The organism is Enterococcus sp. DIV0358, from assembly GCF_051713465.1.
Taxonomy (GTDB): domain Bacteria; phylum Bacillota; class Bacilli; order Lactobacillales; family Enterococcaceae; genus Enterococcus; species Enterococcus faecalis.
In genome coordinates, this window is the sequence record NZ_JBIOPX010000001.1 from 170,486 (window position 1) to 190,104 (window position 19,619).

Consider the following 19,619-nt stretch of genomic DNA (forward strand, 5'->3'; position numbering starts at 1 on the left):
ACCTATGAAACTTCATGAATTAAAACCTGCTGAGGGCTCACGCCAAGTACGTAACCGTGTTGGACGTGGTACTTCATCTGGTAATGGTAAAACAGCTGGCCGTGGACAAAAAGGGCAAAAAGCCCGTTCAGGCGGTGGTGTTCGTTTAGGATTTGAAGGGGGTCAAACTCCATTATTCCGTCGTTTACCAAAACGTGGGTTTACAAACATTAATCGTAAAGATTACGCTGTTGTAAACTTAGATACTTTAAACCGTTTTGAAGATGGAACAGAAGTAACTCCTGTTGTCCTAAAAGAAGCAGGAATCGTTAAAAACGAAAAAGCGGGAATCAAAGTTCTTGCAGATGGTGAGTTAACGAAAAAATTAACTGTGAAAGCAGCTAAATTCTCGAAATCAGCACAAGAAGCTATCGAAGCTGCTGGTGGTTCAATCGAGGTGATCTAATTGTTCAAGCTATTAAAGAACGCCTTTAAAGTCAAAGACATTAGATCAAAAATCTTATTTACAGTTTTAATCTTGTTTGTATTTCGCCTAGGTGCGCACATTACTGTGCCCGGGGTGAATGCAAAGGGATTGTCTGATTTAAGTAGCTTACCCTTTTTGAATATGTTGAATATGGTGAGTGGTAGTGCCATGCAAAACTTCTCTATCTTCTCGATGGGGGTTTCGCCATACATTACAGCCTCTATTATTATTCAACTATTGCAAATGGATATTGTACCTAGATTTGTAGAATGGTCAAAACAAGGGGAAGTTGGGCGTAAGAAATTAAATCAAGCTACAAGATATCTAACGATTGTCTTGGGTGTGGCTCAGTCAATGGGGATCACTGCTGGTTTTAATAGCTTAAGTCAAACTGGGATTGTCAACAATCCAACCTTAGGTACCTTTGTGATGATTGCAGTTATTTTAACTGCTGGGACGATGTTTGTGACTTGGATGGGTGAACAAATTACAGAAAAAGGAATCGGAAATGGTGTTTCAATGATTATCTTTGCCGGGATTATTTCCCGTTTGCCAGGAGCAGTCAAAGAAATCTATGAAGATTACTTCGTCAATATCGAGTCTTCTCGTATTTGGCAATCTGTTATTTTCATTGCAATCTTAGTTATTGCTATTTTGGTGATTGTTACAGTCGTAACGTTCTTCCAACAAGCAGAACGTAAGATTCCAATCCAATATACAAAACGTGTTTCTGGTGCACCAACAAGTAGTTATTTACCGTTAAAAGTAAATGCTGCTGGGGTTATTCCAGTTATCTTTGCCAGCTCGTTAATTGCAACACCAAATGCCATTTTACAAGCTTTCTCATCAAAATTCGCTGGTGAAAATTGGTATGACATTATGACAAAAATCTTCAGTTATAACACAGTTCCAGGGGCAATCATCTATACTGTCCTAATCGTTGCGTTTACGTTCTTCTATGCATTTGTTCAAGTAAACCCTGAGAAATTAGCGGAAAACTTACAAAAACAAGGAAGCTACATTCCAAGCGTGCGACCAGGTAAAGGTACAGAAGAATATGTATCTGGCGTGTTAATGAGATTAAGTGTTGTCGGCTCAATTTTCCTAGGACTTGTTGCTTTACTTCCAATCATTGCGCAAATGGTTTGGAACTTACCTCAATCAATCGGTTTAGGTGGAACAAGTTTACTAATCGTTATCGGGGTTGCATTAGAAACAACGAAACAATTAGAAGGATTAATGATGAAACGTCAATATGTCGGCTTTATCAATAAGTAAGAATCGAGTGTTGAGGTTTTACCTCAGCACCATTCTCACATATGGCTAGCTTCATAAGCCGGTCTTTAAAATTAGGAGGAGAATATATGAACCTCATTTTAATGGGATTACCTGGAGCAGGTAAAGGCACCCAAGCAGAAAAAATCATTGATACGTATGGCATTCCACATATTTCTACTGGAGATATGTTCCGTGCAGCAATGAAAAATGAAACTGCCTTGGGCCTAGAAGCGAAATCTTATATCGATAAAGGTGAACTGGTTCCTGACGAAGTAACAAACGGAATTGTTAAAGAACGCCTTGCTGAACCAGATACAGACAAAGGATTCCTATTAGATGGTTTCCCACGTACACTGGATCAAGCAAAAGCATTAGATACAATGCTTAAAGAATTAAACAAAAAAATTGATGCTGTCATTGACATCCATGTAGAAGAAGATGTATTAATCGAGCGTTTAGCTGGACGATTCATCTGTCGCACATGTGGCGCAACGTATCATAAATTATTCAACCCGCCAAAAGTTGAAGGCACTTGTGATCGCTGTGGCGGACATGAATTCTACCAAAGAGAAGATGATAAGCCCGAAACGGTTAAAAATCGTTTGGCAGTCAACATTGAAAGTAGCGCACCAATCTTAGCTTTCTATAAAGAACAAGGCTTGATGCATACAATCGATGGCAATCGCGAAATCGATACTGTTTTTTCTGATGTGAAAAAAATCATTGACGAAAACTAATTTCCAATTGCCCGCAGTTTAACCCTGTTGTTGTATTCAGTTTCTCTTGCCAAAACATAACTAAATATGGTAGAATATATCAGTCCGACTTCTACAGTTTTGTGACATCAAAATGAATAACGAAGTTAGTTGAGAATTTCTAGGTGGGAGCTGGAGTTTCCGCCGTTTTATCGTGTGAAAACGCGAAACAAGTACAAGGAGGTACTGTGCGTGGCAAAAGAAGATATGATTGAAGTCGAAGGTACAGTCGTCGAAACTTTGCCGAATGCAATGTTTAAAGTCGAACTAGAAAATGGACACCAAGTTCTTGCTACTGTTTCAGGTAAAATCCGTATGCACTACATCCGTATCTTACCTGGTGACAAAGTAACAGTTGAATTATCACCGTATGATTTAACGCGTGGCCGTATTACTTATCGCTTTAAATAATTGTACTCCGTAAAACCACAGGAGGTATTATCATGAAAGTAAGACCATCAGTAAAACCAATGTGTGAACATTGTAAAGTAATTCGCCGTAAAGGACGTGTTATGGTTATTTGCCCAGCAAATCCAAAACATAAACAACGTCAAGGATAATTAGGAGGTGTAACGAATAATGGCTCGTATTGCAGGAGTAGACATCCCTCGTGACAAACGTGTAGTAGTTTCTCTTACTTACATTTATGGTATTGGTAACACTACAGCTAAAAAAGTTTTAGCAAACGTTGGCGTATCTGAAGATGTTCGTGTACGTGATTTAACAAACGAACAAACAGATGCGATTCGTGCGGAAATTGATAAGTTAAAAGTTGAAGGGGATCTTCGTCGTGAAGTGAACTTAAACATCAAACGCTTGATGGAAATCGGTTCATACCGTGGAATCCGTCACCGTCGTGGATTACCAACTCGTGGACAAAACACGAAAAATAATGCACGTACTCGTAAAGGCCCTACTAAAACAGTAGCAGGCAAGAAAAAATAATTCCTAAGTGAAGGAGGTTAGAACTTCATGGCAGCAAAAAAAGTTAGTCGTAAACGCCGTGTCAAAAAGAATATAGAATCAGGTGTAGCACATATCCATTCTACATTCAACAATACAATCGTAATGATTACTGATACACATGGTAATGCATTAGCATGGTCATCAGCAGGATCATTAGGCTTTAAAGGAAGCAAAAAATCAACTCCTTTTGCCGCTCAAATGGCTGCAGAAGCCGCAACTAAAGTGGCAATGGAACATGGACTTAAAACTGTAGACGTAACAGTTAAAGGACCTGGTTCTGGACGTGAAGCAGCAATTCGTTCATTACAAGCAACAGGTTTAGAAGTGACTGCAATTCGTGACGTGACTCCAGTTCCTCATAATGGATGCCGCCCTCCAAAACGCCGTCGTGTTTAATGAGCGCCACTCATTCTGAGTTTGAATTAGGAACGTCATTGAACAAGACACTTTTCGTTTTGAAAGGGGTATAGATAAGAATGATTGAATTTGAAAAACCAAGAATCGAAAAAATTGATGAAAATAGAGATTATGGTAAGTTCGTCGTTGAACCATTAGAACGCGGTTACGGAACTACTTTAGGTAACTCTCTACGTCGTATTTTATTGTCTTCTTTACCAGGAGCTGCAATTACGAATATTCAAATCGATGGTGTTTTACACGAATTCTCAACCATTCCAGGTGTACGAGAAGACGTAACACAAATTATTTTGAATATTAAAGGCTTAGCATTGAAATTATATGCTGAAGAAGAGAAAACCCTTGAGATCGATATTACAGGACCCGCTACCGTGACTGCCGGCGATATTATCGTGGACAGTGATGTTGAGATCCTAAATAAAGATTTAGTTATCTGTAGTGTTGCTGAAGGAGCTACTTTCCATGCTCGCTTAACAGTGAAACCTGGTCGTGGCTATGTTCAAGCAGACGAAAACAAAAAAGAAGATATGCCAATCGGTGTACTTCCAGTTGATTCCATCTACACACCCGTTCGTCGTGTTAACTACCAAGTAGAAAATACACGTGTTGGTCGTCGTGATGATTTCGACAAATTAACAATGGAAATATGGACAGATGGTTCAATCATTCCTCAAGAAGCACTAAGTTTAGCTGCGAAAATCATGACTGAGCATTTAGATATCTTTGTAAACCTTACTGACGAAGCGAAAAACGCTGAAATCATGGTGGAAAAAGAAGAAACTCAAAAAGAGAAAATGCTAGAAATGACGATTGAAGAACTTGATTTATCAGTTCGTTCATATAACTGTTTAAAACGTGCAGGCATTAATACTGTACAAGAACTTACAAACAAATCTGAACCAGAAATGATCAAAGTACGTAATTTAGGTCGTAAATCTCTTGAAGAAGTAAAACTTAAATTGCATGATCTAGGATTAGGATTACGTAAGGACGATTAAGACTTTTACGAAGTTTCCAGTCCTGCTTAACAGCAGTGGCTCGTGAGAACAGAAACGAAGGAGGGAACCCAACGTGAGTTACCGTAAATTAGGACGCACATCAAGCCAACGTAAAGCTATGCTACGTGATATTACAACTGATTTAATCATCAACGAACGCATCGTAACTACTGAAGCTCGTGCGAAAGAAGTACGTTCAACTGTAGAAAAAATGATTACTTTAGGTAAACGTGGAGATCTTCATGCACGTCGTCAAGCAGCTACTTTCGTTCGTAATGAAGTTGCTAGTGTTCGTGAAGAAGATGAGTCTATCGTTGTTGAATCAGCTTTACAAAAGCTATTTAACGATTTAGGACCTCGTTTCGCGGAACGCCAAGGTGGTTACACTCGTATCTTGAAGACAGAACCAAGACGCGGTGATGCAGCACCAATGGTAGTTATCGAATTTGTTAAATAATTAATAAACCGATCACTTTATAGATGTTTCTTTTAGAGTGTTATGATGTTGGAGGCGACTCCGAGTCTAGCTCTGCTTTCCCTGCTAAAGATGGCTTTAGCAGGGGAGCACTCATCATATAAAGGTGATTTTTTTTTGCTTTGGGAAAACGCTGTTTTCTCAAAGCTTTTTTGTTTCTTAAAAGCATTGCAGAAGCTTTTCCGGTTTGTTATACTGATTATTAATTGGAATTTTCAGATAATTAAACAATCTGAGTTAGTAGAAGGGGGAATTATATGTCGCAAATGTTTGCTTTTTCGTTGCTGATGGTTATTTTATACATTGGTGATGTAGTTTCTATCAAAACAAAAGCTTGGATTCCATCTGTTTTTGTTTGTGGTGTTTTATTTATTCTTGGTTATTGGACTATTTTTCCACAAAATATTGTGGAAGTGGCAGGGATTCCTACAGTGGTTGCCACTTTATTAATGTATCTGTTGATTACTAATATGGGCACTCTGCTCTCTATTAAAGAATTGGTTAATCAATGGAAAACGATTGTGATTGCTTTGTCAGGTATTCTGGGCATTATTGCCTTGTTATTAGCTGTAGGGACTTTTGTTTTTGACTTAAAAACAGTTTTAGTTGCAATCCCGCCGTTAGTAGGAGGTTTAGTTTCTTCATTAGTAATGTCAGAAGCGGCTCAATCAGCTGGTTTAGCCTCACTTTCGGTTTTGGCAATTTTAATTTATGTCATTCAAGGGTTTGCTGGTTATCCCTTAACTTCAATTGTTCTAAAAAAAGAAGGAAAGCGGAAGCTTCAAGAATATCGAGCAGGGACATGGCAGCCGGTTCATGAACAAGAGGGGCAAGAAACAGGAGCAGAACCAGATGTGCCTAAACTATTTGAAAAAGTACCCAAACGATATCATACAGATTATTCACGAATTTTACGTTTAGCCTTAGTTGCCACACTCGCTTATTATGTTTCTGTGTGGACGGCACCGTTTGTGACGATTAGTCCTTTTGTGCTGTGTTTATGTTTTGGCGTGATTGCAACGTCTTTAGGCTTTTTAGAAAAGCAACCATTGCAGAAAGCAAATAGCTTTGGTTTTGCGATTTTAGGGTTAATGCTTTTTGTCTTTGATGGCTTAAAACAAGCCACACCTGAAATGTTGATGGATTTATTTTTACCAATGATTGGGATTATTGTGATTGGTGTTATCGGGATGTACATCTTTTCAGCAATTGTTGGTCGTGTATTAGGTGTGAGTAAAGAGATGGCATTCGCTGTTTCGTTGACAGCTTTATATGGCTTTCCAGCCGATTATATTATTACGAATGAAGTGATTCAATCATTGACAGAAGATGAACAAGAACAGGCGGCTTTAACGAGCCATTTAATGCCACCGATGTTAGTGGCAGGTTTCGTAACAGTCACCATTGTTTCGGTTATTTTAGCGGGTATTTTTTCAAGTATTTTATTAAGTTTGTAGAAACGGGGCGTAAGTATGAAAAAAATCAAAGCACTAATCATGCAGCATGCACAAGAAATGATTGCTTTTCGACGGGATTTACACCAACATCCAGAATTACAATTTGAAGAATTTCGAACGACAGAAAAAGTCGCGGCAGTTCTTGATCAATTGGGAATTACTTATCGCAAAACAGAACCGACGGGTTTAATTGCTGAAATTGTGGGCGGCAAACCAGGCCGAGTGGTTGCGCTGCGGGCGGATATGGATGCCTTACCTGTACAGGAATTAAATGAAGATTTAGCTTATAAATCTTTAGAAGCTGGCAAGATGCATGCATGTGGGCATGATTCCCATACCGCGATGTTAGTAACAGCGGCTAAAGTATTAAAAGAAATCCAGGAAGAACTTCAGGGAACAGTAAGGTTAATTTTTCAACCATCTGAAGAAAATGCGCAAGGTGCTAAAGCAATGATTGCGCAAGGCGCAATGACCGGTGTTGATGATGTATTTGGCTTACATATCTGGTCACAAATGCCTGTAGGAACCGCTTCGTGTCGAGTGGGCTCAAGTTTCGCATCCGCAGATATTTTTTCTGTTGATTTTAAAGGACGTGGTGGCCATGGTGCCATGCCAAACGCTTGTATTGATGCGGCAGTCATAGCTTCTTCTTTCGTGATGAATCTGCAAACGATTGTTTCTCGGGAGACAGATCCTTTAGATCCAGTAGTTGTCACGATTGGACGGATGGATGTGGGGACCCGTTTTAATGTGATTGCTGAGAATGCACGTTTAGAAGGAACGGTTCGTTGCTTTAGTGTAGCAACGCGTAATCGAGTAGAACAGGCACTACAACGCTATGCGGAACAAACAGCCGCTATTTACGGTGGGACGGCTTCGTTAGATTATCAATATGGAACGTTGCCAGTGATTAATGATGAGCAGGATGCCTTGTTTGCCCAAACATTAATTAAGAAAAATTTTGGTGAAGCGGCCTTAAGACAAGAAGAGCCGACAACCGGTGGTGAAGACTTCAGTTATTATACTGAACATGCTTCTGGTTGTTTTGCCTTAGTGGGAAGTGGTAATCCGGAGAAAGATACGGAATGGGCACATCACCATGGTCGTTTTAATATTGATGAAGATGCGATGGCAATGGGTGCTGAGTTATATGCCCAATATGCGTTTGAATATTTGAAGACACATTTTTAAAAGAAAATCAGTAACTTCTTGTTTTATGAGAACAAGAAGTTATTTTTATGAAAAATAGACCTGTCAAGACAGATAAGAGCTCCCATAATGACCGTTCTTTTGGTATAATAAAAAATAGTGTGAAGAATCAGAACAGATGATTGAAAAAACGCTACTTTTTTGGTAGTGTTAGAAAGAATAAATAGATTGAGGGAGTACGCGATGCAACCAATCATTGAACTAAATAATATCCAATTTAATTATCAACCAGAAGATGCTTCTCCCGCTTTAAAAGATGTGTCTTTTTCCATTCAACAAGGCGAATGGGTCGCTATTATTGGCCATAATGGTTCTGGTAAATCAACGTTAGCCAAAACGATCAATGGGCTGTTACTGCCAGCTGCTGGGACTATCAAAGTTGGCGGCAAAGAATTAAATGAAGCAAACGTCTGGGATATCCGGCGTATGGTAGGAATGGTCTTTCAGAATCCAGATAACCAATTTGTCGGTTCAACAGTCGAAGACGATGTGGCTTTTGGTTTAGAAAATCAAGGTATTCCGCGTGATGAAATGGTCGAACGTGTTCACGATGCATTAGAACGGGTTCGTATGTTAGATTTTGCCAAGCGAGAACCTGCTCGGCTATCTGGCGGCCAAAAACAACGAGTAGCTATCGCTGGTGTGGTTGCTTTGCGACCAGATATTATTATTTTAGACGAAGCGACAAGTATGTTAGATCCAGAAGGTCGTGCAGAAGTGATTGCTACCATTCAAAAGATTAAAGAAGAAAGCAATTTAACAGTTATTTCTATTACCCACGATATTGATGAAGCGGCTAATGCGAATCGTATTTTAGTGATGCGCCAAGGACAATTGACAAACGAGGGAACACCAGAAAAGATTTTTTCTGCAGGAGAAGCGCTTGTTGAAATGGGCTTGGATTTACCGTTTCCTGAAAAATTAAAAGTAGCTTTGAAAGAGCGTGGCGTTGTTGTGCCAGCGAATTATTTAACAGAAGAAGGGATGGTGGATTGGTTATGGACATCCGTTTTAAACAAGTAGATTTTACTTACCAACCCAATACTCCTTTTGAGCAACGGGCATTATTCGATATTAATTTAACGATTCAAGACGGCTCTTATACAGCGATTGTCGGTCATACTGGCAGTGGCAAATCAACGTTATTACAACATTTGAATGCTTTGGTGAAACCAACTAAAGGCCAAGTGACAATTGGAGAGCGTGTAATTACGCCAGAAACTGATAATAAGAATTTAAAACCAATTCGTAAAAAAGTTGGGATCGTTTTTCAATTTCCAGAAGCACAATTGTTTGAAGAAACAGTGGAGCGAGATATCGCTTTCGGACCGAAAAACTTTGGTGTTTCAGACGAAGAAGCGAAAAAATTAGCTAAGAAAATGCTTGATTTAGTCGGCTTAGATGAAAAATACTTACAACATTCTCCGTTTGAGTTATCAGGTGGTCAAATGCGCCGTGTCGCAATTGCTGGTGTGCTAGCGATGGAACCAGAAGTCTTAGTATTAGACGAACCGACTGCTGGTTTGGATCCTAAGGGTCGTAAAGAAATGATGGAGATGTTTAGTCGTCTGCATAAAGAACACAATATGACCATCGTTTTAGTGACACATTTGATGGATGATGTGGCTAATTACGCAGATCATGTGATTGTTTTAGAAAAAGGACAAATCGTCCGAGCGGGAGCACCACAAGAAGTGTTTCAAGAGACACAATGGCTGAAAGAAAAACAATTAGGCGTGCCAACTGCAGCCGAATTTGCTGAAAAATTAGTGGCAAAAGGCTTTTCTTTTGAGCAATTACCATTAACGGCCGATCAATTAGCCGATCAGCTTCTGAAAAAAATGCAGGAAGCAGGTGAGGCAAAATGATGAATAAATTGATTTTTGGGCGCTATATTCCAGGTGATTCTTTTATCCATCGTTTAGATCCGCGCGCAAAATTATTAGCTAGTTTTTATTTTATTGGGATTATCTTTTTAGCAAATAATTGGCAGAGTTATGTTTTAATAGCAGCTTTTACTGCTTTTGCTATTTCATTATCAAAAATCAGTGCCCGCTTCTTTATCCGCGGTGTTCGGCCATTATTATGGCTAATTCTGTTTACTGTGGCTCTTCAAACCTTGTTTACACAAGGGGGAGAAGTGTACTTTCAGTGGGGAATTATTTCCATTACCCAGTTTGGTGTGACGAATGGGCTATTTATTTTCTGTCGTTTTGTTTTAATTATTTTCATGTCAACGTTATTAACTTTAACGACGGCACCATTAGAGTTATCAGATGCGATTGAATATTTGCTACGCCCACTTCGTGTAGTGAAATTTCCAGTTCATGAAGTTTCATTGATGTTATCAATTGCCTTACGTTTTGTCCCAACATTAATGGATGAAACGGAAAAGATTATGAATGCTCAACGTGCCCGTGGTGTTGATTTTGGTGAAGGAAACTTACTTCAAAAAATGAAAGCTATTGTTCCACTGTTAATTCCGCTTTTCGTAAGTAGTTTTAATCGTGCGGAAGATTTGGCGACTGCCATGGAAGCAAGAGGTTATCAAGGTGGCGAAGGACGGACAAAATACCGCATTCTTCATTGGCACCTACGAGATACAATAGTAATGTTTGGCTTTGTCTTGTTAACCATTGGCTTATTTGTATTAAGAACTTAGAAAAGGTGAAGAAAAATTATGCCCCGCTATAAAGCAATCATTGCCTATGATGGCACTCATTTTCATGGCTTTCAAAAGCAGCCTAATGAGCGTACCGTTCAAGAAGAAATAGAAAAAACGTTAGCACGCATGAATAACGGACGCTCCGTGACGGTTTTTGGTTCAGGACGAACAGATGCAGGTGTTCATGCAATGGGCCAAGTGATTCACTTTGATTACCCGCAGGAACGTCCGTTGGAAAAAATGCGCTTTGCGTTAGACACACAAACACCAGAAGACATTGCTGTGCGCAGCGTGGAACGTGTTTCAGAAGACTTTCATGCACGTTATCACGTGATCGAAAAAACCTATCAATTTAAAGTGGATATTGGCAAACCGCGAAGTCCATTTCGACGTTTTTATGCTAGTTATTTCCCGTATCCCATTGATCTCGAAAAAATCCAACAAGCTTTGCCTGATTTATTAGGCACCCATGATTTTACCTCTTTCTGTGCCTCAGGAAGTTCGGTAGAAGATAAAGTCCGAACCATTCATGAAGCCAGTGTTCATGTCAATGAAACGGGGGATGAATTAACATTCACTTTTCGGGGCGATGGTTTCTTGTACAAAATGATTCGGATTTTAGTTGGTACGCTATTGAAAATCGGCAATGGGCGGCTGGAACCAACCGCGATTCCAGCAATTATCGCCGCCAAAGATCGAAATTTAGCGGGTCCGACTGCTCATCCAGAAGGATTATATTTAGCAGAAGTGAAATATGACAACTAAAAAGACGCAGACCTTACAAGAAAAGGTCTGCGTCTTTTTAGTTGTAAAATTTAGATGTATTTAACAGCTGTTCCGTAAGCCACGACAGATTGCATGTCTGTGCCAATTGTGCCAGAATCAAAACGCATCATCACAACGGCATCTGCACCTAATTTAGAGGCTTCTGCTTTTAAACGTTCGATTGCTTGGTCGCGTGCTTCTCGTTGCATATCAGTGTAACCTTTGATTTCACCGCCAACTACGCTTTTTAGTCCAGCACCTAAATCTTTAAACATATTTTTAGAACGTGTGGTTAACCCGAAAACTTCTCCAATAATTTCATATTCTTGACCGCTAATTCTCTCGGTTGTTGTAACTAACATGGGCAATTTCCTCCAGTACTTGTTGGTAACTTCAATTTACCATAGTCAAGAGTTTGGTACAACGAATATACATAAAAACGACACTAGAAAAGATGCGCTTCCGCATTTTTCTAGTGTCGTTTTGGTAAGAATTAATCAAGAATAGGATCTTTTTTAGAAATCATGACCCAAACCCAACTAATTAGAAAAGCAACCGTTGCTGGAACGACCCAGCCCATGCCAATAGTGAACAATGGTAAGTATTGGCCGGCTTTTTCTAAAAGCGTTGTTACAAACGCCGTATCTTTGATAAAGGCAGGCGCGCTATTTAATGCATCTAAAACAGCAGCAATCAATGTGATATAGGTCGTTGCTTGATAGACTTCCCGTCGATGTTTGAAAATAGGACTGATGATTACCAAAAGCATTAAAGTAATCGCTAGTGGATAAAGGAACATCAAGACTGGAACGGCAAATTGAATGATGTTGGTTAAGCCGACATTTGCAAAAATAGCTGGTAAAATAACAACAATTGCCAAGAATTTTTGATAGGAAACTTTCGGAAACATTTCTTCAAAAGTCTCAGAAAAGGCTGTGCTTAAGCCGATACCGGTTTTTAAACAAGCAAGAACTACGATAAAAGCCAGTAAAATACTCCCTGGTAGGCCTAAATAGTAATTGGCAATTTGGGCTAAGGCAATCCCGCCGTTTTCACTGATTGGAAAAGCCCCGATACTCATTGTTCCCATATAAGCAAGTAAGGTATAGATAATCCCCATCAATACAACACTGAAAGCACCTGATTTAATCATTCCTTTAGCGACATCTCCTGGTTTTTCGACGCCCATATTTCGTAAAGTGGAAACGACAACAATCCCAAAAGCTAATGAAGCTAAAGCATCCAACGTATTATAACCTTCTGTAAATCCTTTAAAGAAAGGACTTGAAATATAATTTTCACCAACAGCGGCACTGGCCACATGACCTAATGGTTTTACAAAGGCTAAAACAATCAAAATTCCTAGCAATGCTAAAAATAATGGATTTAAAAACTTACCCACATAATCTAAGATTTTACTTGGCTTTCTAGAGAAGAGCCAAACGGCTAAGAAAAATAATGCGGAAAAACCAGCAAGAACCAGCCATTGCAAGTCTTTAGGAACAAATGGTGCAAGACCAATCTCAAAAGAAGTAGTTGCTAACCTTGGTAAAGCAAAGAAAGGACCAATCGTTAAATATAATAGTAAGGTAAAAATAAGAGCATAACGACGATTAATCCGAGAAGCTAAGTCAAAAACACCTGAACTTTTAGAAACACCCATAGCAATGACACCAAGAAAAGGTAAGCCAATTCCAGTGGCTAAGAAGCCCAAGTTTGCTAAAAAGACGGAAGCCCCCGCTTCTTGTCCCATATGTACAGGGAAAATTAAATTTCCAGCACCGAAAAACAAACCGAATAACATTGAACCAACGTATAGATAATCACGCCAAACTAACTTTTTTTGCATAGATTCACACTCCTTAATATTGTCTTATTATTTAAAATAACAGAAGAAGAAACAGAGAGCAACCAGTTTTTATAGAAAACATTGGTTTTCTTATTTTTCTATGAAATAAGCATACTGATAATCATCACAATAGTGTCCATTTATATAAAATTCTTCTTTAAAATGTGCTTCCTGCACAAAACCATGTTTTTTATAGAATCGAATGGCTTCTTGATTGGTAGCCATTACTCGCAAACTCAGCTTATGAATCCCGCTTATCTGGGCCATATCTTTGACATACGACAACAAAGTACCACCAATCCCTTGGCCTTGGAAATCTGGCGAAACGCCAATACTTAGTAGCCATTGCTTTTGATGAGCTGCTAACGAAGTGGGCGGATGGACTTCAATAAATCCAGCAAGTTGTTGTCCGCTGATGGCAACGAAAATCGTTTCATCCTTCATTTTTTCTTGATATGCCGCAAGCGAGAGTGGTTGTATCTCGGCAGGGGTATTCTTTTTTGTCCAAATGATTTGGTCCAAGGCATGTAATGCGGGCCAATCTGCTTCGGCAACTAAGCGAATAGTGAGTGAGGTAGACAAGATAATAGGGCTCCTTTTTCTGAAATTTTAAAATATAAAAAGACTATAGCATTTATTGTCTGAAAATTCAAATACTTTTAAAACGAAAAAAAAGTGGCTGCACCTTTTCGAGAAAATCAAAATATGCTACCATAGCTACCAGAGGATAGATGGTAAAAAAGAATCTATCTAAATGGAGGGTATGTTTGTGAAAAAAATGGCAGTATATTGTGGCGCCAGTCTGGGAAATGAGCCAATCTATCAGCAAGCTGCAGTAGCGTTAGCCGCTTGGATGAAAGAAAATCACTATGATCTAGTTTATGGCGGTGGCAATGTTGGTCTAATGGGTACGGTGGCTGACACGCTTTTAGCAGAAGGTGGAGAGGTAATTGGTGTCATGCCCACTTTTTTAATGGAGCGGGAGATTGCACATAATGGCATTACAAAGATGCATACAGTCAGTGATATGCATGCGCGTAAGAAAAAGATGATTGAATTGGCAGATGTGTATTTAGCTTTACCCGGTGGTCCCGGCACACTCGAAGAAATTAGCGAGGTAATCTCTTGGGGCCGAGTCGGTGAACATATGAATCCTTGTATTTTATACAACGTGAATGGTTACTATGATTTACTAGCTGCTTTTTTTGATAAAATGGTAGAAACTAATTTCTTAACAGAAGCGGATCGAGCTAAAATTTTCATTTCAGATTCCTTAGAAGAAATTGGTGCATTTATTGATTCCTATGAACCGCCAATGATTCGTCAATACAAAAAATAACAAAAGAGGCAGTCACTCTAACCAGAATGACTGCCTCTTTTTTACTAGTTTTTCGTTAAAATCCGATGTAAGAACTCTTTTGTCCGAGCTTCTTTTGGATGGACAAAAATATCTTCAGCGGTCCCTTCTTCGGCAATGACACCTTTATCCATGAAAATAACACGATCGGATACGTCCCGCGCAAATTCCATTTCATGTGTTACAATCACCATTGTTAGCCCTGTATGGGCAAGATTTTTCATCGTTTTTAGCACTTCGCCAACCATTTCAGGATCCAATGCAGAAGTTGGTTCATCGAAAAGTAAAACATCTGGATCCATTGATAATGCTCGAGCAATGGCTACCCGTTGCTTTTGTCCACCAGATAATTGAGCAGGTTTGGCATCAATAAAACGAGCCATGCCAACTTTTTCTAAATTTTCTAAGGCAATTTTTTTGGCTTCTTCTTTGTTTCTTTTTAGGACAGTCATCTGACCAGAAGTACAGTTTTCTAAGACATTCATGTTATTAAATAAATTGAATGATTGGAAAACCATACCTAAATGGGTCCGATATTTGGGCAAACTATAACCACGTTCTAAAACATTTTTACCATTATAGATGATTTTGCCATCTGTTGGTTTTTCTAACAAATTAATACAACGTAGTAACGTTGATTTACCAGAACCAGAAGAACCGATAATGGTGACAACTTCTCCTTTGTTGACGTTCATATTGATATCTTTTAATACTTCGTTTTCGCCAAAGCTTTTTCGTAAATGTTCAATTTCAATAATTGCACTCATCTGTTTGCCTCCTAGCTTTCTTTTCCTTCTTCAGTTAATTCTTCTACTTTAACGTAAGCAGAAGGGCCATCCATTTTACGTTCCACAACACGTAAGATTCGTGTGATCACAAAAGTCATTACCAAGTACATGATGCCGACAATTGTAAAGGTTTGGAAGAACTGGAAGTTTGCGCCAGAAGCAGCATTCCCTTGGAAGAATAAATCTGCAACACCGATAACACTTAACACGGCCGTATCTTTGATATTAATGACAAATTCATTCCCTGTTGCAGGTAAAATATTACGTAATACTTGGGGAATAACGACTTTACGCATTGTTTGTCCATGGGTCATCCCGATCGCTTGTGCTGCCTCGAATTGTCCTTTATCTACTGCGAAAATACCTCCGCGAACAATTTCAGACATATAGGCACCAGTATTCACAGAAACGATAAATAATGCGGCCACTGTTCGGTCTAAAGAGATGCCAAAAGCTAGAGCTAAACCATAGAAAATAACCATTGCTTGAACCATCATTGGTGTACCACGGAAAACTTCAATATAAATAGAAAGAATTAAATTTCCTAATTTTTGGAAGAAACGAGCGACTGGGTTTTCAGAATCTGGAATTGTACGGAAGACACCAATTAGTAAACCAAGGGTTGTTCCGACAACTGTCCCAATTAACGCGATAAATAGCGTTAAACCAGCACCACGTAAAAACATGTCGCCATATTGATTCCAAATATTTTTGAAATCGTTAATAAGTCCTGTTTTTTGTTCATCACTATCTGTTGCTGCAGGTTGATCCTTGATTGCTTGGTCCATAATTTTTGTCCGTTCATCTTGAGAAATACCTGCTAAAATTTTGTTTACTTTTTCAATGTCTGGATCGCCTTTACGCATGCCGACTGCTACTTGCGAGTCTTCAGCGCTAGCATCAAAGCCATTTTCTTTTGGAAATTCTAACATTTTTAATTCTTTATTGACACTAGTTGCTGTTATGCCTTCAGGGCGTTCACTAACATACCCGTCAATCATGCCAGAAGCAAGTGCTGTTCGCATAGCTGAAAAGTTATCCATTGCTTGCTGTTTATTGACATTTGGAATTTGATCAATTAATCCGTAGTGGAATGTATTTAGTTGAGCCGTAATTTTAGCATCAGCTAAATCTTTCAAGCTTTTTGCATTAGCGTATTTGCCATCTTTTTTTACAATTACGACAAATTGTGATTCATAATAAGGGTTTGTAAAAGCAATTTCTTTTTTTCGTTCAGCGGTTGGGCTCATTCCGGCGATAATGGCATCAATTTTTCCAGATTGTAAGGCGGGCGCCAAGCCATCCCATTTGGTTTGGACGATTACTAATTTACGACCTAAACCATCGGCAATTTTTTTAGAAATTTGAACATCATAGCCGCCTGCATAAGAGTTGCCTTGAATAGGCACTGCGCCATGTGCGTCATTTTTCTGTGACCAGTTAAAAGGGGCGTAGCCAGCTTCCATGCCGACACGAAATTCACCATTTTCCTCCGCCGAAGCGTTGGTTGTCATGCCAAGTAACGAAAATAGCGTGACAAGTAGTAGACTGAATGAAAAAACTTTTTTGTTCATCTTTTTCTCTCCTTTAAATTTCTTGTCTGATTGATCGTTTTGTCTTTTTTCAATCAACAAGCTTTGATAATCAGCTGAGCAAAAGCGATTCTGTCTTTTTAAAGGAGAATACTTCTGTCACAACCTATTTTTGAATACAAAAAAACAACCAAACAGATGTAAGGTTGCTAGGTAATGTCGAAAAAAATTCCTCAACGAAACATAGCACAACTTAGCATCACTACTAAGACAGTCCGCAAGCTCTTAACTTACGTCCCAACACACAACAGAAGAGGCTCTGTTATGCATTTCGGCGATTGATCCTAAACTTGCTTCCCAGTGTCCTCTCACTCCACAAGCGTAATAAAAACCGCGACCTCTACCTCTTTTTTGAGGCACTATTCAGTTATTAAATTCAGTTATTAATTTTAGGATAAATCCAGAAGAAAGTCAATATGTTCCAGCAAAGGAATTTATCAAGAGGACACAAACACCATGAAATTAGCGTAACATTTTCCCTACGAAATAGAAACTAATACGAAAAAAGCAACCATTCCTAAAGGAACAGTTGCTTTTTACTTAAGCTTTGACAGCTTTTGGTTCACGACCTAAAATAGCTTGAAGAACAGTCAATACACCTAAAGAAGCTAAAATTGTATAAATTAGACTTGAGTAAGTTAAGATACCGAAATCCCAAGTTTTGTAAACTAATAAAACAATTGCTAAGGCGATAATAGCGATAACGTTGAAGAACGCAAAAGCCCAAAGATTTCCGTTTTCTTTACGAGAAAGATAAAAAACAGAGAACCAAATGCTTAAAACGCCCCAAGCGATGCAGGCAATAATTGCAGCCCAATAAATAATAAATGCGACCATTGTTGTTTCACCTCACTTTTACTCATGCATATTTTACCACGAGTTGAGAAATTTGTCACAAACTCTTTCAAGATAAATCAATATATAGGTAAGAAGTTTTCAAAAAGTGGAAAAACTTTTGGTGCTAATGTTAAAATACGTTATAATATAGAAGATTAGGAGCTGAATCGATATGCAAGATATCACGCAAGCTGAGGCAATTCATTGGTTGGCAACCCAACAAAAAATCACATTTTTAACAGGTGCGGGTATCTCGACAGCCTCAGGTGTGCCAGATTATCGTTCCTTAAAAGGTGTCTATCAAGGAATCCAGCAACCGGAATACTTATTGAGCCGGACTTGCTTAAAAACAGAGCCAGAAAAGTTTTATCAATTCGTTAAAACGCTCTATCATCCAGACGCACAACCTAATATCATTCACCAGAAAATGGCACAATTAGAGCAAATGAAACGGGGAAAAATTGTTTCACAAAATATTGATGGGCTTCATCGAAAAGCAGGTAGCCAAGAAGTGGTGGACTTTCATGGTAATTTATATGAATGTTATTGCCAAACTTGTGGTGCAACGGTTCCTTGGCAAGACTATTTGCTTAGTGATCGGCACGCTGATTGTCATGGACAAATCCGTCCAGCTATTACTTTGTATGAAGAAGGACTATCCGAAGAGGCAATCGAAAAAGCCATTCAGGCCGTTGCTTCTGCCGACTTAATCGTGATTGTCGGCACGAGTTTTCAAGTGCATCCATTTTGCGATTTGATTCATTATAAACAACCAATGGCAACTATTTTAGCCATTAATCAAACGCCGCTATTTTTACAACAACCTTATTATTTTTTAGAAGCGAAAGCCGAAACGATATTTGCAGAATTAACGATAAAGGAGTAACGGAATGGAAGAATTTAAATCAGAAAAAGAAAAAATGATCGCAGGTGCACTATATTTTGCCTCAGATCCTGAATTAGTGGCTGATCGCAAAAAAGCCCGTGAACAAATGGCGTTAATTAACCAACAACCAGACACTTATATTCGTCGTCAATTAATAGAAGAAACATTTGGAAAAGTGGGTGTCGGGACGTACATCGAACCGATGATTCAATTTGATTACGGCTACAACATTTCTGTGGGAAAAAATTTCTATGCCAATTTTAATAACGTTTTTTTAGATGTTTGTCCAATCGAAATTGGCGATAACTGTATGTTTGGCCCCAATGTGCAACTTTATACAGCCGAGCATCCATTACAAGCAGCCAAGCGTAATAGCGGAATGGAATCAGGGAAACGAATTATCATTGGCAACAATGTTTGGATTGGCGGTGGAGCGATTGTCCTTCCAGGCGTAACATTAGGCGATAATGTAGTGGTGGCAGCAGGTGCTGTTGTGACCAAATCGTTCCCAGAAAACTGTGTGATCGCAGGTAATCCAGCACGGATAATTAAAGAATTGACTGAAGATGACGCCCCAACAACTTCTTTAGAACAACAACGAGCAAAGATTAACCAAATCGATAAGGAACTAGTCCGTTTATTAGAACAGCGGATGGACGTCGTCGCAGAGATTGCTGCAGTGAAAAAGAAAGCAGGTCATGCGGTTTTTGATTCTGAAAGAGAACAACAAGTATTAGAAACTATTCTGAATCATGTTGAAAATGCCGAGTATGAAGAAACATTATCTGAGACTTTCCAGGGAATTATGGACGCCTCTAAACGTTTCCAAGAAAAACATTTAGGAGAGTGAGGCGAAGGT

Annotated in this window: 25 protein-coding genes and 1 riboswitch; of the genes, 19 read left to right on the plus strand and 6 right to left on the minus strand. The window is 39.0% G+C overall.

Annotated elements, in window-relative coordinates; genetic code table 11:
* Positions 1-4 precede the first annotated feature (4 nt).
* From rplO to truA, 16 genes are all read left to right on the plus strand, one after another.
* Positions 5-445 (plus strand): 50S ribosomal protein L15, encoded by a 441-nt coding sequence (rplO, locus tag IGK70_RS00830; protein ID WP_002356221.1) that lies wholly within the window; start codon positions 5-7, stop codon positions 443-445.
* Positions 446-1,744: a preprotein translocase subunit SecY gene (gene secY, locus IGK70_RS00835; protein WP_002359350.1), complete on the plus strand. Its 1,299-nt coding sequence runs from the start codon at positions 446-448 to the stop codon at positions 1,742-1,744.
* Positions 1,745-1,830: 86 nt separating this feature from the next.
* Positions 1,831-2,481, plus strand: coding sequence for an adenylate kinase (locus IGK70_RS00840; protein WP_002356223.1), 651 nt, complete (start codon positions 1,831-1,833; stop codon positions 2,479-2,481).
* 210 nt (positions 2,482-2,691) lie between these two features.
* Complete coding sequence (infA, locus tag IGK70_RS00845) at positions 2,692-2,910, plus strand: translation initiation factor IF-1 (protein ID WP_002356224.1); 219 nt, start codon at positions 2,692-2,694, stop codon at positions 2,908-2,910.
* Positions 2,911-2,942: 32 nt separating this feature from the next.
* Positions 2,943-3,059 carry a 50S ribosomal protein L36 gene (gene rpmJ / locus IGK70_RS00850; protein WP_002288710.1) on the plus strand — a complete coding sequence of 39 codons (117 nt, stop codon included), beginning with the start codon at positions 2,943-2,945 and terminating at the stop codon, positions 3,057-3,059.
* Between the two features lie 19 nt (positions 3,060-3,078).
* Positions 3,079-3,444: a 30S ribosomal protein S13 gene (gene rpsM, locus IGK70_RS00855; protein ID WP_002356225.1), complete on the plus strand. Its 366-nt coding sequence runs from the start codon at positions 3,079-3,081 to the stop codon at positions 3,442-3,444.
* A 27-nt stretch (positions 3,445-3,471) separates the two neighbouring features.
* Positions 3,472-3,861, plus strand: coding sequence for a 30S ribosomal protein S11 (rpsK, locus tag IGK70_RS00860; RefSeq protein WP_002356226.1), 390 nt, complete (start codon positions 3,472-3,474; stop codon positions 3,859-3,861).
* Positions 3,862-3,941: 80 nt separating this feature from the next.
* A complete protein-coding gene (locus IGK70_RS00865) occupies positions 3,942-4,880 on the plus strand; it encodes a DNA-directed RNA polymerase subunit alpha (protein ID WP_002356227.1) in 939 nt (312 codons plus the stop codon).
* Between the two features lie 73 nt (positions 4,881-4,953).
* On the plus strand, positions 4,954-5,337 hold the full coding sequence (gene rplQ, locus IGK70_RS00870; RefSeq protein ID WP_002356228.1) for a 50S ribosomal protein L17: 384 nt from the start codon (positions 4,954-4,956) through the stop codon (positions 5,335-5,337).
* Positions 5,338-5,382: 45 nt separating this feature from the next.
* Positions 5,383-5,643, plus strand: a complete 261-nt coding sequence (locus IGK70_RS00875; protein ID WP_002390254.1) for a hypothetical protein — start codon at positions 5,383-5,385, stop codon at positions 5,641-5,643.
* A complete protein-coding gene (locus tag IGK70_RS00880; RefSeq protein ID WP_002363456.1) occupies positions 5,613-6,812 on the plus strand; it encodes a membrane protein in 1,200 nt (399 codons plus the stop codon). Before IGK70_RS00875 ends, IGK70_RS00880 begins: the two co-directional genes overlap by 31 nt.
* A gap of 15 nt (positions 6,813-6,827) precedes the next feature.
* A complete protein-coding gene (locus IGK70_RS00885) occupies positions 6,828-8,003 on the plus strand; it encodes a M20 family metallopeptidase (protein WP_162783091.1) in 1,176 nt (391 codons plus the stop codon).
* 201 nt (positions 8,004-8,204) lie between these two features.
* Positions 8,205-9,044, plus strand: a complete 840-nt coding sequence (locus IGK70_RS00890) for an energy-coupling factor ABC transporter ATP-binding protein (RefSeq protein WP_104855724.1) — start codon at positions 8,205-8,207, stop codon at positions 9,042-9,044.
* Complete coding sequence (locus IGK70_RS00895; RefSeq protein ID WP_002381364.1) at positions 9,020-9,889, plus strand: energy-coupling factor ABC transporter ATP-binding protein; 870 nt, start codon at positions 9,020-9,022, stop codon at positions 9,887-9,889. Before IGK70_RS00890 ends, IGK70_RS00895 begins: the two co-directional genes overlap by 25 nt.
* Positions 9,886-10,683: an energy-coupling factor transporter transmembrane component T family protein gene (locus tag IGK70_RS00900; protein ID WP_002373841.1), complete on the plus strand. Its 798-nt coding sequence runs from the start codon at positions 9,886-9,888 to the stop codon at positions 10,681-10,683. Before IGK70_RS00895 ends, IGK70_RS00900 begins: the two co-directional genes overlap by 4 nt.
* Positions 10,684-10,701: 18 nt before the next feature.
* Complete coding sequence (gene truA / locus IGK70_RS00905) at positions 10,702-11,451, plus strand: tRNA pseudouridine(38-40) synthase TruA (protein ID WP_104855725.1); 750 nt, start codon at positions 10,702-10,704, stop codon at positions 11,449-11,451.
* 50 nt (positions 11,452-11,501) lie between these two features.
* Here the strand turns inward: truA and IGK70_RS00910 are convergent, their stop codons facing one another.
* The 3 genes from IGK70_RS00910 to IGK70_RS00920 form a co-directional block, all read right to left on the minus strand.
* Complete coding sequence (locus tag IGK70_RS00910) at positions 11,502-11,813, minus strand: heavy metal-binding domain-containing protein (protein WP_002381365.1); 312 nt, start codon at positions 11,811-11,813, stop codon at positions 11,502-11,504.
* A gap of 131 nt (positions 11,814-11,944) precedes the next feature.
* Positions 11,945-13,300 (minus strand): branched-chain amino acid transport system II carrier protein, encoded by a 1,356-nt coding sequence (gene brnQ, locus IGK70_RS00915; RefSeq protein ID WP_104874216.1) that lies wholly within the window; start codon positions 13,298-13,300, stop codon positions 11,945-11,947.
* A gap of 90 nt (positions 13,301-13,390) precedes the next feature.
* Positions 13,391-13,882 carry a GNAT family N-acetyltransferase gene (locus IGK70_RS00920; RefSeq protein ID WP_010819704.1) on the minus strand — a complete coding sequence of 164 codons (492 nt, stop codon included), beginning with the start codon at positions 13,880-13,882 and terminating at the stop codon, positions 13,391-13,393.
* A gap of 172 nt (positions 13,883-14,054) precedes the next feature.
* On the opposite strand from IGK70_RS00920, the gene IGK70_RS00925 reads away from it, so the two are divergent.
* The gene (locus IGK70_RS00925) at positions 14,055-14,639 is read left to right on the plus strand and encodes a TIGR00730 family Rossman fold protein (protein WP_002387512.1); all 585 of its coding nucleotides are present in this window, start codon (positions 14,055-14,057) and stop codon (positions 14,637-14,639) included.
* Between the two features lie 44 nt (positions 14,640-14,683).
* Here the strand turns inward: IGK70_RS00925 and IGK70_RS00930 are convergent, their stop codons facing one another.
* The 3 genes from IGK70_RS00930 to IGK70_RS00940 form a co-directional block, all read right to left on the minus strand.
* Positions 14,684-15,424, minus strand: a complete 741-nt coding sequence (locus IGK70_RS00930; RefSeq protein ID WP_002356242.1) for an amino acid ABC transporter ATP-binding protein — start codon at positions 15,422-15,424, stop codon at positions 14,684-14,686.
* A gap of 11 nt (positions 15,425-15,435) precedes the next feature.
* Positions 15,436-17,019: an ABC transporter substrate-binding protein/permease gene (locus IGK70_RS00935; protein WP_002381368.1), complete on the minus strand. Its 1,584-nt coding sequence runs from the start codon at positions 17,017-17,019 to the stop codon at positions 15,436-15,438.
* 194 nt (positions 17,020-17,213) lie between these two features.
* Positions 17,214-17,388, minus strand: a riboswitch (Lysine riboswitch).
* Between the two features lie 189 nt (positions 17,389-17,577).
* Entirely contained in the window at positions 17,578-17,874 is a 297-nt protein-coding gene (locus IGK70_RS00940; protein ID WP_002356244.1) for a hypothetical protein, read from the minus strand.
* 172 nt (positions 17,875-18,046) lie between these two features.
* Here IGK70_RS00940 and IGK70_RS00945 point away from each other — a divergent pair, with 172 nt between their 5' ends.
* Both IGK70_RS00945 and IGK70_RS00950 read left to right on the plus strand, forming a co-directional pair.
* Positions 18,047-18,760: an NAD-dependent protein deacylase gene (locus tag IGK70_RS00945; RefSeq protein ID WP_002403960.1), complete on the plus strand. Its 714-nt coding sequence runs from the start codon at positions 18,047-18,049 to the stop codon at positions 18,758-18,760.
* A 4-nt stretch (positions 18,761-18,764) separates the two neighbouring features.
* Positions 18,765-19,610, plus strand: a complete 846-nt coding sequence (locus IGK70_RS00950; RefSeq protein WP_002363448.1) for a chorismate mutase — start codon at positions 18,765-18,767, stop codon at positions 19,608-19,610.
* Positions 19,611-19,619 lie beyond the last annotated feature (9 nt).

Bases quoted from the DNA above. Each gene is read 5' to 3' on its own strand.
- rplO (WP_002356221.1), top strand. From the start codon at position 5: ATGAAACTTCATGAATTAAAACCTGCTGAGGGCTCACGCCAAGTACGT.
- IGK70_RS00840 (WP_002356223.1), top strand. From the start codon at position 1,831: ATGAACCTCATTTTAATGGGATTACCTGGAGCAGGTAAAGGCACCCAA.
- rpmJ (WP_002288710.1), top strand. From the start codon at position 2,943: ATGAAAGTAAGACCATCAGTAAAACCAATGTGTGAACATTGTAAAGTA.
- rpsM (WP_002356225.1), top strand. From the start codon at position 3,079: ATGGCTCGTATTGCAGGAGTAGACATCCCTCGTGACAAACGTGTAGTA.
- rpsK (WP_002356226.1), top strand. From the start codon at position 3,472: ATGGCAGCAAAAAAAGTTAGTCGTAAACGCCGTGTCAAAAAGAATATA.
- IGK70_RS00865 (WP_002356227.1), top strand. From the start codon at position 3,942: ATGATTGAATTTGAAAAACCAAGAATCGAAAAAATTGATGAAAATAGA.
- IGK70_RS00875 (WP_002390254.1), top strand. From the start codon at position 5,383: ATGTTGGAGGCGACTCCGAGTCTAGCTCTGCTTTCCCTGCTAAAGATG.
- IGK70_RS00880 (WP_002363456.1), top strand. From the start codon at position 5,613: ATGTCGCAAATGTTTGCTTTTTCGTTGCTGATGGTTATTTTATACATT.
- IGK70_RS00885 (WP_162783091.1), top strand. From the start codon at position 6,828: ATGAAAAAAATCAAAGCACTAATCATGCAGCATGCACAAGAAATGATT.
- IGK70_RS00890 (WP_104855724.1), top strand. From the start codon at position 8,205: ATGCAACCAATCATTGAACTAAATAATATCCAATTTAATTATCAACCA.
- IGK70_RS00895 (WP_002381364.1), top strand. From the start codon at position 9,020: ATGGACATCCGTTTTAAACAAGTAGATTTTACTTACCAACCCAATACT.
- IGK70_RS00900 (WP_002373841.1), top strand. From the start codon at position 9,886: ATGATGAATAAATTGATTTTTGGGCGCTATATTCCAGGTGATTCTTTT.
- truA (WP_104855725.1), top strand. From the start codon at position 10,702: ATGCCCCGCTATAAAGCAATCATTGCCTATGATGGCACTCATTTTCAT.
- IGK70_RS00910 (WP_002381365.1), bottom strand. From the start codon at position 11,813: ATGTTAGTTACAACAACCGAGAGAATTAGCGGTCAAGAATATGAAATT.
- brnQ (WP_104874216.1), bottom strand. From the start codon at position 13,300: ATGCAAAAAAAGTTAGTTTGGCGTGATTATCTATACGTTGGTTCAATG.
- IGK70_RS00925 (WP_002387512.1), top strand. From the start codon at position 14,055: ATGGAGGGTATGTTTGTGAAAAAAATGGCAGTATATTGTGGCGCCAGT.
- IGK70_RS00930 (WP_002356242.1), bottom strand. From the start codon at position 15,424: ATGAGTGCAATTATTGAAATTGAACATTTACGAAAAAGCTTTGGCGAA.
- IGK70_RS00935 (WP_002381368.1), bottom strand. From the start codon at position 17,019: ATGAACAAAAAAGTTTTTTCATTCAGTCTACTACTTGTCACGCTATTT.
- IGK70_RS00940 (WP_002356244.1), bottom strand. From the start codon at position 17,874: ATGGTCGCATTTATTATTTATTGGGCTGCAATTATTGCCTGCATCGCT.
- IGK70_RS00945 (WP_002403960.1), top strand. From the start codon at position 18,047: ATGCAAGATATCACGCAAGCTGAGGCAATTCATTGGTTGGCAACCCAA.
- IGK70_RS00950 (WP_002363448.1), top strand. From the start codon at position 18,765: ATGGAAGAATTTAAATCAGAAAAAGAAAAAATGATCGCAGGTGCACTA.